The 15,927-nt window shown below is 70.1% G+C and carries 12 protein-coding genes; 4 read left to right on the top strand and 8 right to left on the bottom strand.

Annotated features, from left to right (window positions below; translation table 11 throughout):
- Positions 1–34: 34 nt before the first annotated feature.
- From SACCYDRAFT_RS17310 to SACCYDRAFT_RS17330, 5 genes are all read right to left on the bottom strand, one after another.
- Positions 35–1,177: an ABC transporter permease gene (locus tag SACCYDRAFT_RS17310; RefSeq protein WP_005458144.1), complete on the bottom strand. Its 1,143-nt coding sequence runs from the start codon at positions 1,175–1,177 to the stop codon at positions 35–37.
- Positions 1,177–2,058, bottom strand: coding sequence for an ABC transporter ATP-binding protein (locus SACCYDRAFT_RS17315; RefSeq protein WP_005458145.1), 882 nt, complete (start codon positions 2,056–2,058; stop codon positions 1,177–1,179). The genes SACCYDRAFT_RS17310 and SACCYDRAFT_RS17315 overlap by 1 nt, the downstream gene beginning before the upstream one ends.
- A gap of 86 nt (positions 2,059–2,144) precedes the next feature.
- Positions 2,145–2,849 (bottom strand): response regulator, encoded by a 705-nt coding sequence (locus SACCYDRAFT_RS17320; RefSeq protein WP_005458146.1) that lies wholly within the window; start codon positions 2,847–2,849, stop codon positions 2,145–2,147.
- Positions 2,850–2,865: 16 nt separating this feature from the next.
- Positions 2,866–4,206: a sensor histidine kinase gene (locus tag SACCYDRAFT_RS17325; protein ID WP_005458147.1), complete on the bottom strand. Its 1,341-nt coding sequence runs from the start codon at positions 4,204–4,206 to the stop codon at positions 2,866–2,868.
- 44 nt (positions 4,207–4,250) lie between these two features.
- Entirely contained in the window at positions 4,251–4,979 is a 729-nt protein-coding gene (locus SACCYDRAFT_RS17330; RefSeq protein ID WP_005458148.1) for a hypothetical protein, read from the bottom strand.
- Positions 4,980–5,399: 420 nt separating this feature from the next.
- Between SACCYDRAFT_RS17330 and SACCYDRAFT_RS17335 the strand changes: the two genes are divergently transcribed.
- The gene (locus tag SACCYDRAFT_RS17335) at positions 5,400–6,485 is read left to right on the top strand and encodes a hypothetical protein (protein ID WP_005458150.1); all 1,086 of its coding nucleotides are present in this window, start codon (positions 5,400–5,402) and stop codon (positions 6,483–6,485) included.
- On the opposite strand, the gene SACCYDRAFT_RS17340 is transcribed toward SACCYDRAFT_RS17335, so the two are convergent.
- Together SACCYDRAFT_RS17340 and SACCYDRAFT_RS17345 are read right to left on the bottom strand one after the other, a co-directional pair.
- Positions 6,460–7,134, bottom strand: a complete 675-nt coding sequence (locus SACCYDRAFT_RS17340; RefSeq protein ID WP_005458152.1) for a response regulator transcription factor — start codon at positions 7,132–7,134, stop codon at positions 6,460–6,462. The genes SACCYDRAFT_RS17335 and SACCYDRAFT_RS17340 overlap by 26 nt on opposite strands.
- A complete protein-coding gene (locus SACCYDRAFT_RS17345; RefSeq protein WP_005458153.1) occupies positions 7,083–8,387 on the bottom strand; it encodes a sensor histidine kinase in 1,305 nt (434 codons plus the stop codon). The genes SACCYDRAFT_RS17340 and SACCYDRAFT_RS17345 overlap by 52 nt, the downstream gene beginning before the upstream one ends.
- Positions 8,388–8,521: 134 nt before the next feature.
- Here SACCYDRAFT_RS17345 and SACCYDRAFT_RS17350 point away from each other — a divergent pair, with 134 nt between their 5' ends.
- The 3 genes from SACCYDRAFT_RS17350 (at position 8,522) to SACCYDRAFT_RS17360 (ending at position 12,539) form a co-directional block, all read left to right on the top strand.
- Entirely contained in the window at positions 8,522–9,250 is a 729-nt protein-coding gene (locus SACCYDRAFT_RS17350; protein WP_005458154.1) for an ABC transporter ATP-binding protein, read from the top strand.
- Positions 9,244–11,676, top strand: a complete 2,433-nt coding sequence (locus SACCYDRAFT_RS17355; protein WP_005458155.1) for an FtsX-like permease family protein — start codon at positions 9,244–9,246, stop codon at positions 11,674–11,676. The genes SACCYDRAFT_RS17350 and SACCYDRAFT_RS17355 overlap by 7 nt, the downstream gene beginning before the upstream one ends.
- Before the next feature lie 92 nt (positions 11,677–11,768).
- Entirely contained in the window at positions 11,769–12,539 is a 771-nt protein-coding gene (locus SACCYDRAFT_RS17360; RefSeq protein ID WP_005458156.1) for an endonuclease I family protein, read from the top strand.
- A gap of 88 nt (positions 12,540–12,627) precedes the next feature.
- Here the strand turns inward: SACCYDRAFT_RS17360 and SACCYDRAFT_RS17365 are convergent, their stop codons facing one another.
- Positions 12,628–15,927 (bottom strand): glycosyltransferase, encoded by a 3,300-nt coding sequence (locus tag SACCYDRAFT_RS17365; protein ID WP_005458157.1) that lies wholly within the window; start codon positions 15,925–15,927, stop codon positions 12,628–12,630.

Here is a 15,927-nt window from a genome sequence, read left to right on the forward strand (position 1 = left end):
GCGAACGACCCACCCCGCCTTCTCCTTCCCCCGGTCAGTCCGCGTGCGCCCATGCCTTCGACAGCGCGACCTTGCCGCGCGTCTGGAGCAGTGCACCCGAGTACAGCCTCGCCCCGAACAGGGTCACGAGCGCCGCGAACACCGCCAGCAGTCCGAGCGAGGCCACGGCCTCCCACACCACGGCCTCACCGTTGAACATCCGCACCGGCATCGCCACGGCGGCGGAGAACGGCACGTACGACAGCACGGTCATCACGGTCTCGTTGTCGGAGAAGAACATCACCGCGAAGTACGGCCCCATCACCAGCATCATGGCCAGTCCCATGGTGGCACCGAGATCCTCCTGACGGCTCACCAGCGACCCCGTCACCGCCCACATCGCGGCGAGCAGCAGGAACCCGAGGATCATGAACGGCACGAACCAGCCGAGCGCGGGCAGGACCACCGTCAGCAGGTCGCCGTGGCCGCCTGCCCGCAGTGCGAGAGGCGCGGCGATCGCCACCACCACGACCTGACCGAGCGTCAGCAGCGTGTGGCCCACGATCTTGCCCGCGAGCAGCGCCTTCACCGGTACGGTCGACACGAGGATCTCCACGACCCGGGTCTGTTTCTCCGTCACCGTGCTCTGGGCGATGGCGACCCCGCCCATGCCGAACATCAGGAACAACACCGCCAGGACCATCACCACGACGGCGTTCTCACCGTTGGACACCTCGGACGTCTCCAACAGGTCCACCGGTGGAACCGCGCCCAGCCCCGCGACGATCTCGGCGGGTGGGTCGGACAAGGCGACGACGCGCACGCCCGTCACCGACTCGCCCGTCGTGTCGGGCACGACAGCCGCGTCCACCTCCTCCGCGCGGACGAGTTCCCTCGCGGTGGCGACGTCCTCCGCCTCGACGATCTCGGTGTCGAGTCGCTCCAGTACGGGCCGGACCTCGGCGCTGCCCACGACGGCGACGCTCGTCTGCCCCCCGCCGAACACGGACGGCAGCACGGACATCGCGAACAGGCCGACGACGACGACCGCGAGTCCGATCCAGAAACTCTTGAGCTGCAGGAACGACTTGGCCTCGCGTTCCGCGACGAGCCAGGTCGCCGACCAGAACGAGGTGCCGCCCGCCTTGCCGTGTTCCGAACCGCTCTCCGGGGACTGCCGCACAGTCGTGGTGGTCATCAGATGGCCTCCTTGAAGATCTCTTCCAGCGAGGGCAGCATCGGGGCGAAGCTGCGTACGGCACCCTTGCCGAGCGCGGCGTGCAGCACGTCCTGGTCGCTGGTGCCGTCGGTGAGCTCGAACACCGCGCGAGGCCCGTCCAGGTCGACCACGCGCACCCCCGCGAGGTCGCGCAGCCACCCGGCGTCGGAGTCCACCACGATTTCCCAACGCGCCGTGCCGTAGTCGCGGCGCAGTTCCTCCCGGTCACCGCTCGCGGCGATCGTGCCGCCGGAGAGGATCACGAGATCGTCGCAGAGCTGTTCCACGATGGCGAGCTGGTGGCTGGAGAACAGCACGGGCACGCCCCGCGCGGCCCGCTCTCGCAGCACACCGAGCACCACCCCGACAGCGATGGGGTCGAGCCCGGAGAACGGCTCGTCGAGGATCAGCAGCACGGGGTCGTGCACCAGCGCGGCCGCCACCTGGACCCGCTGCTGGTTGCCCAGCGACAGATCCTCCAGCTTGTCGTTCGCCCGGGAGGTGAGGTCGAGCTGGTCGAGCAGCTCCTCGGTGTTACGCCGGGCGGTGGCGCGGTCCAGACCGTGCAGCTGGCCGAGCCACGCGACCTGCTCGGCGATCTTCATCTTCGGATACAGCCCGCGTTCCTCCGGCATGTAGCCGAAACGTTGCCGCAGTGACCCCGTGACCGGCTCGCCGTTCCACGTCACCGAGCCACCGTGCGCGGCGAGCACCCCCAGGATGATGCGCATCGTGGTGGTCTTGCCCGCGCCGTTGGCACCGAGGAAACCCGTCATCCGGCCGGGGCGCACCTCGAACGACACGTCGTCGAGCACCCTGTGTTCGCCGAAGCGGCGGCTGATGCTGGTCACTGTCAACATGCCGGTCAGTCAAGCAGGAACGGGCCCCCGCGTCGTCAGGCACCGGAACGATCATCGGCGTCCTCCGCGAGGAGGATGCCGACCGGTCACGCTCCGCCAGGGGTGACGATGCCGTTCTCGTAGGCGAAGACGACGGCATGAGTGCGGTCGCGCAGGTCCAGTTTGGAGAGAATGCGCGACACGTGGGTCTTGACGGTGGTCTCGCCGAGGAAGAGCTGTTCGGCGATCTCGGCGTTGCTCGCGCCCTTGGCCAGCAGGGACAACACCTCGAACTCGCGGTCGGTGAGTTCCGGTGGGCGACGAGGAGGTGTGGCCGCCACCGGCGTGGAGAACCGCGCGATCACTCTGCGCGTCACCTCGGGGGACAGCAACGCGTCCCCTCGGGCGACCACGCGCACCGACTCGATCAGGTCCTCGGGCGAGGCGTTCTTCAACAGGAACCCGCTCGCACCCGCCCGCAGGGCCTCGAAGAGGTAGTCCTCGCGGTCGAACGTCGTGAGGATGATGACCTTCGTGGGATGGTCGCTTCCGGCGGAGCCGAGCAGGCGGCGCGTGGCTTCCAACCCGTCGAGCTTCGGCATCTGGACGTCCATGAGCACCACGTCGGCGCGCAGCCGCCTCGCGAGTTCGACGGCCTCCGCGCCGTCACCGGCCTCGCCGACCACCTCGATGCCCTCGCCGGAGGACAGGATCACCCGGAACCCGGCACGCACGAGAGCCTGGTCGTCCGCGAGGAGGACCCGCAACGATCCGTCGTCGTGGTCCTGGGCTTCGGTGCCGGCGTCGGTCACGAGTTCACTGTCCTCCTCACGGGACGTCGTCCCCACTCACCTGCTGGCGGCGGGTGGGTTCGGGAAAGGTGGCCCGAACACGGTACCCGCCGGAGCGCCTCGCCCCTGTCTCCAGCTCCCCGCCGTGGACGGCGACCCGTTCGCGCATGCCCACCAGGCCGAGTCCACTCCCCTGCCTGCGTCCGGGCCCCGACGGGCCTCGGCCGTCGTCGGTGATCTCCACCTCCACCCCCGTGCCGAGGTAACGCAACCTCACCTCCACGGAGCGGGCCGCGGCGTGTTTGACGACGTTGGTCAACGCCTCCTGCACCACGCGGTAGACCGAGAGCGCGACACCCTCCGACACGGGGTAGGCCTCGCCGTAGACGGCGAACGCCGCGTCGAGGGAGGCTGAGCGCGTGCGCTCCACCAGGTCGGGCAGGTCGTCCAGCCCCGGGGACGCCGCGTGCGAGGTCGCGGGTTCCTCCGGCTCCGCCCGCGTGCCGGTCGGCTCCGCACGCAACACCCCGAGCAGTCCCCGCAACTCCGTGATCGCTGTGCGCGCGGTCTCCTCCACCGTGTCCAGCGCGGTGCGCGCGAGTTCGCGGTCGGAGTCGAGCACCCGGCGTGCGGCACCCGCCTGGATTCCCATCACCGACACGTGGTGGGCCACGACGTCGTGCAGTTCACGCGCGATCCGGAGTCGTTCGGCCACGATCGCGCCCCGCGTGTTCTCCTCCTGGGAACGCCTCAGTTGCTCCGCCCGGTACTTCAGCTCCGCCTGCCTGCGCGCCGACAGCCACGCCATCTCGCCGAAGAAGTAGGCCGCCAGGAAGAACATCACGTTGAATCCGAGGCCGTACAGCACCGTGGCCAGTACCGGATTGAGCGGGCCGCTCGCGCCGGGAAAGTCGGGGGCGGGGTTCAGCAGCAGTTCGACGAGCCCCACCCCGAGCCAGACGAACATCGCCGCGATGACACCGACTCTCGCCCACCGGGCCACGGTGCGATTGCGTTCCCACGCGCCTGTGCTGTAGATCGCGAGGAACAGGGCGATGGACGGTACGAAGTTGTCACCGATCTGGCGTGCCTGCACGACGATGAACAGCACGCCGACCGCGATCAGGGTGACCAGCGGGTACCGTCGCCGCACGGCCAGCGGCGCGGTGACGGCGGCGCCCAGCAGGAGCTGTTCGCCCAACGACGGGGCCTTGCCGAAGGCCAGCACCCCCATGCTGTTGACGACGACGACCGTGAACGCCGCACCGGCGAGCACGACCAGCGCCAACAGGACGTCGTTGCGTTGCTGCCTCGGCGTGGGCGGTGGGCGCCGCCATCGCTGCCAGACCGGTTCGGCGCCCGTGTTCTCCCTCGCCACGCACGTCAACGTAACAGGGCGGGATGTCGCGTTCGGGCGAAGGCTCAGGCCGGTGAGGTGAACGCCACCGAGGTGAAGTCGCCCCGTTCCCGCACGACGCGATCACCGTAGGTGGAGGGCCGGACGACCTCCAGGATGAGGCAGAACCGACCGTCCAACCCGTGCCGTGACGCCAGCGTCCGGTAGTTCCTCGTGAGGTAGCGAGCGGCTGCCCGGTTGGTGACGGCCGTCTGCCCGCACACGAGGAACAGCGGCCGCCCCTCCTTCCCGGTGTCGACCTTGGCGAGCAGGACGAACTCCGCCTCCCCCGGCTTGCGGGGGAACTCCTCGTCCCCGACCCTCAGGGTGAGCAGGTCGCCCACCTCCTCGTAGGGGTCCATCGACGCACCGGGCACGAACGTCGCGAGGTGCGCCCCCGTTCGCCTGTTCCCTTCGGGCCCCCCGACGCAGAACTCCGTCGCGGAGTCGAACGCGCTGTCGAACAGGACGCTGTGCCCCTGCACCTTCAACGCGACGTCCGCACCGCACTCCCTGGCCACGGTGGCGAGCTCGACGATCGCGGCGACGTCGAGCTGGTTCACGCTGTGCGGCGAGGGCGACGACGCGTGCCTCGGCGCCACGATCACGCACTCGGCGCGGGTGGAGAGCCCGAAGAAACGCCTGCGCCGTTCGTCGCGCCGCCTGCGCCGGAAGCGTTGGAACGACCACACCGCGGTACCGGCGATGACACTGGCGAGCAGGTTGATGACGAGATCACCGACGCTGGACACCACGGACCCCTTCTCGTCGCGTTGTCGATCACCGTAGTGGATCGGACCCGATCCGGGGACCGTTCACGCGCGCACGGCACCGGCTACGACGGCCACGAGCAGTCCCGCCACGAGACACCAGATCGCCGGGGGTCACGCTCCGGTCTTGGTGGCGGCGACCTTGACCCAGTCGTTCGCGATCGTCAGCGTCTTCCACCGTCCTCGGTGTCGGTCACCCCCGAAGTGTCCCGACCCGCGCACCCACGGCCAACCCCGTTTCCGCCGCGGGCCGAAAGACTGCTCTGAAAGAGCGGAATTCACGCGAAGTGGTCGCGTGGGGACCCGTCGTACCGGTACGCCGGGACCGAAGGCTCACCGTGACGGACGGTACGACGGCGGCGCCCAGGACCGCGGTCCGTCATTCCTTCTGAAAGGACCCCAGCAATGACCGCCATTCCGAACCGCATCGCCGTGGGTGTGGGCACGGCCGTCTCCGTGCTCGTCGTCGTCCTCGCCCTCGTCTTCGACTGGGCGACGTGGGTGTGGCTTCCGCTGGCCGCGGTCCTCGGTCCGGCCACGGCGATCGTGCTGCGGTCGGTCCTGCTGGACCGCGACGACGAACCGGCGCCCCACCCGCAACGGGCCACTCCGGCGGCTCCCCAGCCACCACCGCCTCCCGCTCCTCGGCGCGAGGCCGTCTCCGGTCTGCCGCTACCCACCAAGGATCGCGACTACCGTTTCCTGTTCTCCGCCACCGTGTCGTGGCTGCACGACCCCCATGTTCCCGCGATGACCGCCGATCTGGCCGCGATGGCGAAACAGAACGTCATCGCGAGGGCCGTCGACCGGGCACGGCAGTACGGGCCCGACGAACACGCCGTCGCGACGGTCGATCTGGGCGCGATCCTGTCGGAACGGATCACGGTCGCCAACGGTCACTACGTGTGGGCCACCGACGTGACGCTCACGTTGTCCGACGCCGACGCCCGGCGCCTGGAAAGGATCGCCGAACTCCGCAAGCAGCGGGCGCTGTGGGAACTCGAACGCGCTCACGAACTCGGTGTCCGGGACTATCTCGGCAAAGAGGTGCTGCGTGATCCCGGCTCGGCGGTCACCTGGTGGTTCGCCCGCAATCTCGACAAACCCGATGCGATCGCCACCACGGTGCGCGACATCGACAACCTGCGCAGGCTGACCTCGGCCGCGCACGCGACACACGTCCCCACCTGGGATTCCGGCAGTGGAGGACCGCTCACCGTGTTCCCGGCCCAGCCATCGCCTCCCGTCACGCCGAACGGAAACGACGATCCGGTCCGACGTCTCACGGCCGCTGTGGACGAACTCGCCGAAGGCCACGAACCCGCGTTGCGGGCCACGCTGCACCGTCGGCTGGCTGAGCTCCTGCGTGTCCACGGGCTCACCGCGGCGGCGGACACGCTGTCCCGCCCGGACGACGTCGTGGAGGCGGAACCCGGGAACCGCGACGACGGCCCCGAGGACGGGATCACCCGGCCTGCGCTCCCGTCCTGAGGAAGTGGAGCACGGCGAGCACTCTGCGGTTCGCGTCGTCGGTGGGGGGCAGGTTCAGCTTCGCGAAGATGTTGCCGATGTGCTTGCCCACCGCCGCGTCACTCACCACGAGTGCGCGCGCGATGCCGGCGTTCGAGCGGCCTTCGGCCATCAGCGCCAACACCTCGCGTTCCCTCGGGCTGAGCGGGGCGAGCGGGTCACGTCGGCGCCGCAGCAGTTGGCGCACCACCTCGGGATCCACCACCGTGTTGCCGGAGGCGACGCGCTCGACGGCGTCGGCGAACTCGGTGACGTCGGTGATGCGGTCCTTGAGCAGGTAGCCGACCCCCGAACCGCCCGGGGCCTCCAGCAGCTCCGCGGCGTAGGTCTGCTCGATGTACTGGCTCAGCACCAGAACGGCCGGTGCCGGATCACGACGGCGCAGTTCGATGGCGGCACGCAGACCCTCGTCGACGAAACCGGGCGGCATGCGCACATCGGTGAGCACGAGGTCCGGCCGGTAGGCCGACACGGCCGACACCAACGTGTCCGCGTCGCCGACCTGAGCCACGACGTCGTGACCGAACCGAGCGAGCAGCCCCGCGATGCCCTCGCGGATCAGCAGGCCGTCCTCGGCGAGGACGACGCGGAGGGGACGGTCGGGACGCACGGTACCTCCAGACGCAACAGCGTGGGACCACCCGGCGGACTGGACAACGACAGTCTGCCGTCCACCACCGCCACGCGGTCCGCCAGCCCGGTCAACCCGCTTCCGCGCGCCGGGTCGGCCCCTCCCACGCCGTCGTCGCGCACGGTCAGCACGAGCCGGTCGTCCACCAGCCGCCCGGTGACCACCGCTCGGCGTGCTTCGCTGTGTTTGGCGATGTTGGCCACCGCTTCGGCGACCACGAAGTACGCCGCCGACTCCACCGGCGTCGGCAGCCTGCGGGGCAGATCCACGTCCACGTCCACCGGGACGACCGAGCGGTCGGACAGCTCCTCCACCGCGGCGGGAAGTCCCCGGTCCGACAGCACCCGGGGATGGATGCCGCGGACCAGTTCTCTGAGGTCGGCAAGCGCTGCCTTCGCCTGCTCGTGCGCGGTGACGACCAGGGCTGGGATCTCCGCCTCGGTGGCCACCCGGGCCAGTCCGAGCGTCATGCCGAGGGCGACGAGGCGCTGCTGGGCTCCGTCGTGCAGATCGCGTTCGATGCGCCGCCGTTCGGCCTCGAACACCTCCGACAACCGGGCGCGGGACCGCACTAGTTCCACGACCCGGCCCTGCAGCTCCGAGTCGCGTCCACCCAGGAGTGAGCGGGTCAGAGCGAGCCGGACCACCGCCCAGAACGTGGTGGTGTACGCGGCGAGCGCGAACACTACGAATCCCACCAGCACCGCGAGCACCGCCTGCCACCCGCTTGTGACCAGCACGGCCTTGAGCACCTTGACCTCTTCGCCGTCCACCGCGAGCAACAGCGGGGTGGCGAGCAACGCCCCGGGCACGACGACGAGCAGCGCCACCGCCACGGCATCGATCGGCCACAGCACCACAGCCAGCAGCACGGCGTAGGCCAGTTCCCTCCAGGTGGCCGGTTCCGACCACCTGGTCCGCAGCCACGGCACCAGCCCGGGTCGGTCGGGCACGCTGTGAGGGTTCGGCACGGGATCGTCGCCCAACAGCCGCGCCCGGACGCGTTCCACCGCGGCCACGGGCAACCCGAGCAGACCGAAGGCCACCAGCAGCGGAAGTCCCACCAGAAGCACCGCGAACACCGCGCCCACGGCCAGCAACGACACCACGACGACGAGCGTGGCGACACCCACCACGACGCCCGAGGCGAGATAAACGCACGCACGCCAGGGCCACGCCGACACGACGAACCCGCGCCGCCGCATCGCTTTCCGCACGATCTCCGCGATCACAGCTGGGACCCTAGGGCGCCGGGCAGCGGTCGACCCAGGTGGTCGGTACGACTCGTGGGGTGTAGAAAACCCCACCACCGAACTCCCCCTCGGCACCGTGTGCGCGACCCGAGTCGGCGGCTTGACTTCCGGCCATGAAACACAACCACGCGGTCGACCTGCGGTCGGTGACGAAGACCTACGGTTCGGTGACCGCACTCGACGACGTCACGGTGGGGTTCGAGACGGGGAGCTTCACCGCGGTCATGGGCCCGTCAGGCTCGGGCAAGTCCACACTGCTCCACTGCGCGGCCGGCCTCGACCGCCCTAACAGCGGCACGGTGACGTTGGACGGGGCGGACCTCGGCACGATGAGCGAGCGGGAACTCACGCTGCTTCGCCGGAACACCGTCGGCTTCGTGTTCCAGTCGTTCAACCTGCTGCCCGCGCTCACCGCCGAGCAGAACGTGGAGCTGCCGTTCCGGCTCGCGGGCCGCCGTCCGGACCGGCGGGAGATCCGGCGGGCACTGCTCGACGTCGGCCTCGAAGGCCGGGAACGTCACCTGCCCGGCCAGCTCTCCGGCGGTCAACAGCAACGGGTCGCCATCGCGCGGGCTCTCGTGACCCGGCCCTCCGTGCTGTTCGCCGACGAACCGACGGGCGCGCTCGACTCCACGACGAGCAGGCAGGTCCTGTCGCTGCTGCGCGGATTGGTCGCCGCGCACGGCCAGACCATCATCATGGTGACCCACGACCCCGTGGCGGCGTCCTTCGCCGACCGGGTGCTGTTCTTCGCCGACGGCAGACCCACCGGTGTGCTCGACCACCCGACGCCCGACGCCGTGGCCGCGCGCATGTCGAGGCTGGAGGCGGCGCCGTGCTGAGACTGTTGCTCAGGCTCGTTCGTTCCCGCGCGGCCGGACTGCTCGCGACCATCCCCGCACTGGCGTTGGGCGTCGCCCTGGTCACCGCGACGGGCCTGGTTCTGGCCGCGACACTCGACACTCCGGCCCGGGAACCACAGCGTTACGCCGCCGCCCCCGTCGTGGTCGTACCCCACGACGAGTTGCGCGTCACCACCCCGCACGGCGAACGCGTGGCGACGCTGACCGACCCGCCCGGCCTCGGCACCGGGCTGCGCGACCTGCTCGCCGAGGTCGGTGCCGTGGTGGAGGACCGGACCTTCGACGTCGGTGACGGAGTGGTGGGACATCCGTGGTCGGCCGCGGCGTTCACGCCGTATCGCCTCACCGCCGGGAACGCCCCGCGTACGGACTCCGACGTCGTGGTGACGCAAGGGATCGCCGAACTCGGCGGCACGCTGAGAGTCGGCGCCGCGGAGTACACCGTCACCGGTGTCGTACCGGCGAGGTCGTTCGAGCGGGCGGCCTTCTTCACCGACGCCGAAGCCCGCAGGCTCTCGCCCCGGCTCGACGCTCTGGTGGTCCACGCGGACCCCACGGTGGTGACCCGCGAGGTGGGTGACGCCGCGACAGTGGTCGCCGGACCCGAACGCCGATCGCTCGATCCCGACGTCGACCGGGACGCCGAGGCACTGATCAGCGCCAACGCACTCGTCGGCACGGCGAGCGGCATCGCGGTCTTCGTCGCCGCGTTCCTGGTCGCGTCCTCCTTCGCCTACACGGTGTCGCAGCGCCGTCGGGAGTTCGCGCTCCTGCGCGTCGCCGGGGCCACTCCGCGGCAGGTCCGGACAGTCGTCCTCGCCGAGGCCCTCGTCGTCGGCTGCCTCGGCTCGGTGCTGGGGTGTCTCGCGGGCCGGGCCGTCAGCCCCGCGCTCACGTCCTGGCTGGTCGACCGAGGTCTCGCCCCCCACTGGTTCCAGCTGGGTGGTAGCGGGCTGGCTGACTGGCCGCTCGTTCTCGCCGGTGGCACGGGACTGGTGATGGCTCAACTCGGCGCATGGGCCGCCTCCCGGCGAGCGGCCTCCGTGCACCCGGCAGAGGCGTTGCGCGAGTCCGCCACCGAGCGGCGCGCCATGCCGTTGTCACGGTGGCTGCTGGGCGCAGGCCTGCTCGCGACGGGTGTGGCGATGGGCGTGGCTCCGCTGGTGTCCGATCCCGGCTCGGCGTTGAAGAGCAAACACTACGTGCCGATGGTCATGGTGCTTCTCATGGCGGTGGCGGTACTCGCGCCGGCACTGGTGTCGCCGCTGGCCCGGTTGCTCGTCGCTCCGCTGTCCCGGTCGCGCGGTGCGGTGGGCCTCGTGGCCGGAGCCAGCGCCGCCGGCTTCGCCCGGAGGACGGCGACCACGGCCACTCCCGTGTTGCTCACCGTCGGGCTCGCGGCCGGACTGCTGGGCAGCGCGACGAGCGTGGAACACGCGAGAGCCGACGAGGTGCGCGACCGGCTGGGCGCCGACTACGTGGTGACGTCCGACGGTGGGCGGGACGTACCGGACGGCGCACTGCAGCGGCTTCGGGACACGGCGAGCGTCGAGGTCGCGGCGATGGCGGACACGACGCTGTACGACGTGGAGGACGGCACGGCGCTGCTGAAGCGGACGGCGACAGCCGTCGATCCGTCGGCGTTGCGACAGGGGCTCCTCCACCTGCCGGTCGAGGAGGGATCACTCGCCGACCTCACCGACGACACCGTCGTGGTGGACACCGAATGGCGGCGGGCCGTCGGCGACGAGGTCGACGTGTGGCGCGCCGACGGCACCTCGGCCCGGCTGCGGGTGGTGGCGGTGATCAGCACCGGCGCCGGGGGCAACGGGGCGTTCGTCACCCGCGCCCACGTGCGCGGCGGGGAAGCGCACCGGTTGCTCGTGCGGACGGAACGCACCCGCGACGATCTCACCGGGGTGTTGTCCGGGCTCGGGGTCAGCGTGTCACCTGTGGCGGAGTGGTCGGCGTCTTCGGCGGAAGGCGGATCGGACGTGCGCGAGCTCGGAATGTGGGCCGTCCTGGGACTCGCCCTGGTCTACACGGGACTGTCGGTCAGCAGCACGTTGATCAGCTCGACACGGCTTCGTGGTGAGGAGTTCCGGACACTGCGGCTGTCCGGCGCGACGAACGGGCAGCTCCTGCGCGTGGTGGCGACCGACGCGCTGTCGGTGGTCGCGCTCGGGACCGGTCTGGCCGCGGTCACGACGGCGACCGTCCTCACCGGACTCGGTGCTGCCCTGACGCGGCTCGGCGCGCCCGTGGCCGTCTCCCTGCCGTGGCCCGTCCTCGCAGCCGTGACGGGTGCGTGCGGACTCGTCGCCGTACTGTCAGCGGTCGTTCCGGCAGCCGCCATGTTGCGGAAACCTTCACGTGCCTCCAAGCAACACGACTACCTTCAGTAGTCACAACGATCGTCGGTGTCGCCAAAGAGTGAATCCATGCCACCGTCCACATGACCCAGTTCGATGCTGCGCACAGAAACGAGGTCGGGGACATGCGTAATCGGACCGGACGTCTGATCGCGGGCTCGCTCGCGGCTCTCGTCGTCGGCGTGGGAGTGCCCGCGTCGGCCGAGGCACCGTCCGACGACTACTACTCCGGAACCGAGGGGCTCAGCGGTGAGGCCCTGAAGGACGCCCTGCACGACATCATCAGCGACGCCGAACAACTGTCCTACAGCGAGATCTGGGACGGGATCAAGGCCACGGACGAGGACCCCGCGAACCCGAACAACGTGATCCTGCTCTACAGCGGCGAGTCCCGGTCGAAGAACGACAACGGCGGCAACGTCGGTGACTGGAACCGGGAACACGTGTGGGCGAAGTCCCACGGAGACTTCGGTACGTCCGGGCCCGGCGCCGACCTGCACCACCTGCGTCCCACCGACGTGCAGGTGAACAGCGTCCGGGGCAACAAGGACTTCGACAACGGCGGTGGCGCCGTCGACGGTGCCCCGGACAACTACACCGACGACGACTCCTTCGAGCCGCGGGACGAGGTCAAGGGCGACGTCGCCCGGATGGTCTTCTACATGGCGGTCCGGTACGAGGGCACCGACAGCTACCCCGACCTGGAACTCAACGACCAGGTCAACAACGGATCAGCGCCGTACCACGGCAGGCTGTCCGTGCTGCTGGAGTGGCACGAGGCCGACCCGGTGGACGACTTCGAGCGCAACCGCAACGAAGTCGTCTACGAGCGGTTCCAGCACAACCGCAACCCGTTCATCGACCACCCGGAGTGGGCGGCCGAGATCTGGGGCTGACCCACGACATCGTGTCCGCATCTCTCGTACGGGTGTTCACGTCACACGGCGCGGACACCCGGACACAGACTGCGGACACGATGTCGGGTCACCGGCGGAGCAGTGGCCGGGCGTGTCGGGGTTTCGGCGGTGCCCCCGGCAGCAGCCGGACCCGGCGCCGTGCGGCGAGGTCCTCGGCCCAGCCGAACGCGAGCACCGCCGCCGCCGTCAGCGCCACGGCGAGAGCGAAGTGCTCCGTTCGCGAGTAATCGCCCCACCACACGACGATCGGCGCCGCCAGGTAGATAGCCACGTTGTGCCACAGGTACACGGTGACCGCCCTGGCGTTGAGCACGGTGACGAGCCGCCCCAGTACGGGAACGCGATCGAGCCACGCCATCGACGGCGACACCCGCAGCGCCACGAGAACGAAGCCCGCACTGACCAGCGCCTGTGCCAGCGGGATCTCGTTGAGGTCGTAGGAACCCCACGACGGATGGGTCGCCGCCCACCACAGTCCCGCCGACATCGACACCGCCGCCACGGCGCCGAGCACGGCGAAGCGAACGCGGGCCAGCGACCCGTCACGGTGGGCGAAGCCGAGCACCCAGCAGGCACCGAACGTGCAGAAGTCCAGCAAGCCCTGACCGAAGTCCGCCATCCCCGACAGCGGGGATCCCGTCAGCGCGTCCGCGGCGACGAGCGCCAGCGGTGTCAGGATCGTCAGCAGTGGCCGACGGCGGTACAGGCGCAGGAGCAACGGCGTCAGCAGCACGAACCACAGGTACGCGCGGACGTACCAGAGGACGATCGCCGCGTCGCGGCCCAACCCCCAGTCGCTGTGTGGCGGATCGAGGATCGGGAAGATCCACAGTATGAGTTCGGACCAGCGCAGCGTGTCGCTCGCCCAGCTCTCCCCGGTGGCCGCGCTCCAGCCGAACACCAGCATCAGCGGCACCATCACCACGGCCAGCACCCACAGCGGCGGCAGCAACCGCACGATGCGCCTGCCGACGACGTCCACGGGCGGTTGCCGCTCCATCGAGCGGGCCATCAGCGACCCGCCGACGGCGAACATGACGCCCATCGCGGGAAACACCATGCTCAGCCAAGGCCAGCCGACGGTGTGGTAGAGCATCACCCGGCCCAGCGCCGCGGCCCTGAGCACGTCCAGCCAGCGTTCGCGGCGGGGACGTTCCGCCACAGGTGCCGGTTCCTTCCGCGCGCCGCTGTCGTCCGGAGTCCTCGGCGCGGGGACGGCGGGTCGCGCCGCGCGCTGTGGCGCGGTGGGTTGAGCCTCGTGCGGTGGCGGGGCGGGTCGCACCCTGGACGGCAGTGCGGCGCTACCTGCCCTGCGCATGTGCTGCCATCGCACCCGCACCCCCGAGGCCGCCGCGGTGAGCGACTGCACGAGCACCACGTACATGAGCTGGCGGTAGAGGAGCTGCTGAGCGGGCAGCAACCACAGCACCGTCCGGCGTTCGCCGTCGAGGTGGAACGCGTACGCGGCCACTCCCGTCTGCACGGCGAGCATGCCCAGCCACAGCAACACGGTGGTCTGCGAATCGAGGAACAGCAGACCGTAGAGAAGAAAGATGTCGATCACCGGCGCGATGACGGGCAGCACGATCTGGAAGAGCACCACGTGCAACAGCCCGAAGCGGCCGACACGTCCCGCCGCCCCGCGCTGCACGACGGCGCGGCGGTGCTTCCACAACGCCTGCATGGTGCCGAAGGTCCACCGGTAGCGCTGTTGCCAGAGCTGTCGGACGGTGGTCGGCGCCTCGGTCCACGTCACCGCATTCTCCTGGAACACCGTGCGCCAACCCGCCCGGCCGATGCTGATGGTGAGGTCGGTGTCCTCCGCGAGCGTCTGGGAACTCAGTCCCCCCACCTGCAGCAGTGCCGAACGCCGGAAGGCACCACCCGCACCCGGCACGGTCGGCATCGAGCGCAACACGTCGTGGACACGGCGGTCGACGTTGAAACCGATGACGTACTCGATGTGCTGGAGGCGAGCCAGCAGCGTCTCCCGGTTGGCGACCTTGACGTTGGCGGAGACAGCTCCGACCTGTGGATCGGCGAACGGCTGCACGAGTTCGTGCACGGTGGTCGGTTCGAACACGGTGTCGCCGTCCACCATGACGATGAGCTCGTACTTCGCGGCGGCGATGCCCGCGTTGAGAGCGGCGGCCTTGCCGCCGTTGGGCCTGCGCAGCACCCGAACCTCCGACAACCCGAGGCTCTCCACGAGGTCGGCTGTGCCGTCGGTCGACCCGTCGTCGACCACGATCACCTCGACGTGGTGGTTGCTGGCGACCGCCGACCGCACCGTGGCCTCGATGCCGGCGGCTTCGTTGTAGGCGGGAACGATCACCGAAACCGGGTCGTGGACAGGCGGCCCCCACTGTGGTCGGGGCCGGTGGCGCCGCGCGGCGTGCCTGCGTGCCACGAATACGAGCAACAGCAACCGCAACACCGTCAGGGCGCCCACCGCGAAGAGGAGCCACTTCAGACCCTCCACCACGGCCAGGGCGACGTTGACGAAGACGGCCAGTGCGGTACCCGACGCCTGGTCCACGGTGGAGGCCGGATCGGCACGGTTGGTCCCCAGTACGTCCGTGATCGTGGTGAACCGGTACCCCTGCTCCTTGAGCCGGGGAATGAGCACGTCCAGCGCGGCGACGGTCTGCGACCGGTCGCCCCCGGCGTCGTGTAGTAACACCGTGGCGCCGCGCCCGTCGGGTGGTGTGGAGTTGCGCACGATGGCCTCCACCCCGGGGCGCTTCCAGTCGGCACTGTCGATGTCGCTGAACACGCTGACGTAGCCGAGCTCCCCCGCTGTGCGCACCACGTCGTACGCGGGGTTGTCGATGGCCTCCACACCGGACGAGTACGGCGGGCGGAACAACCGGGTCGTCACACCGGCCGCTCCCGCGATCACGAGCTGGGTCTGGTGCAGTTCACGTTCCACCCGCCAGGGCGAGACCAGCGCGAGATCAGGGTGGGTGAACGTGTGTACGCCGAGCTCGGAGCCGGATTCGTGGATCCGCCGCACGAGCTCGGGGTGCCGGGCGGCCATGGACCCGACCACGAAGAACGTCGCGGGCACGTCATGGCGTTCGAGCACCTCCAACACCTTCGGTGTCCACGTCGGGTCGGGTCCGTCGTCGAAGGTCAACGCGAGGGTGCGCGGTGGCATCGCCGTGGACACCACCGAGTCACCGTCGGCGTGAACGAGGGCTCCACCCTCGTTCACCGAGTTCGGTACCTCCGACCGACTCTGGAAGCTCCGCCCGGGCTTCGCGTCGTTGCCTATCTCGGACGTGGCCCAGCCGGCCACGAGCAGCAGCAGCGCGAAAAGCAGACCGAGCACACCGGCCACGATCCACGATCCCCGTACGCGCAC

Source organism: Saccharomonospora cyanea NA-134, assembly GCF_000244975.1.
Lineage (GTDB): Bacteria > Actinomycetota > Actinomycetes > Mycobacteriales > Pseudonocardiaceae > Saccharomonospora > Saccharomonospora cyanea.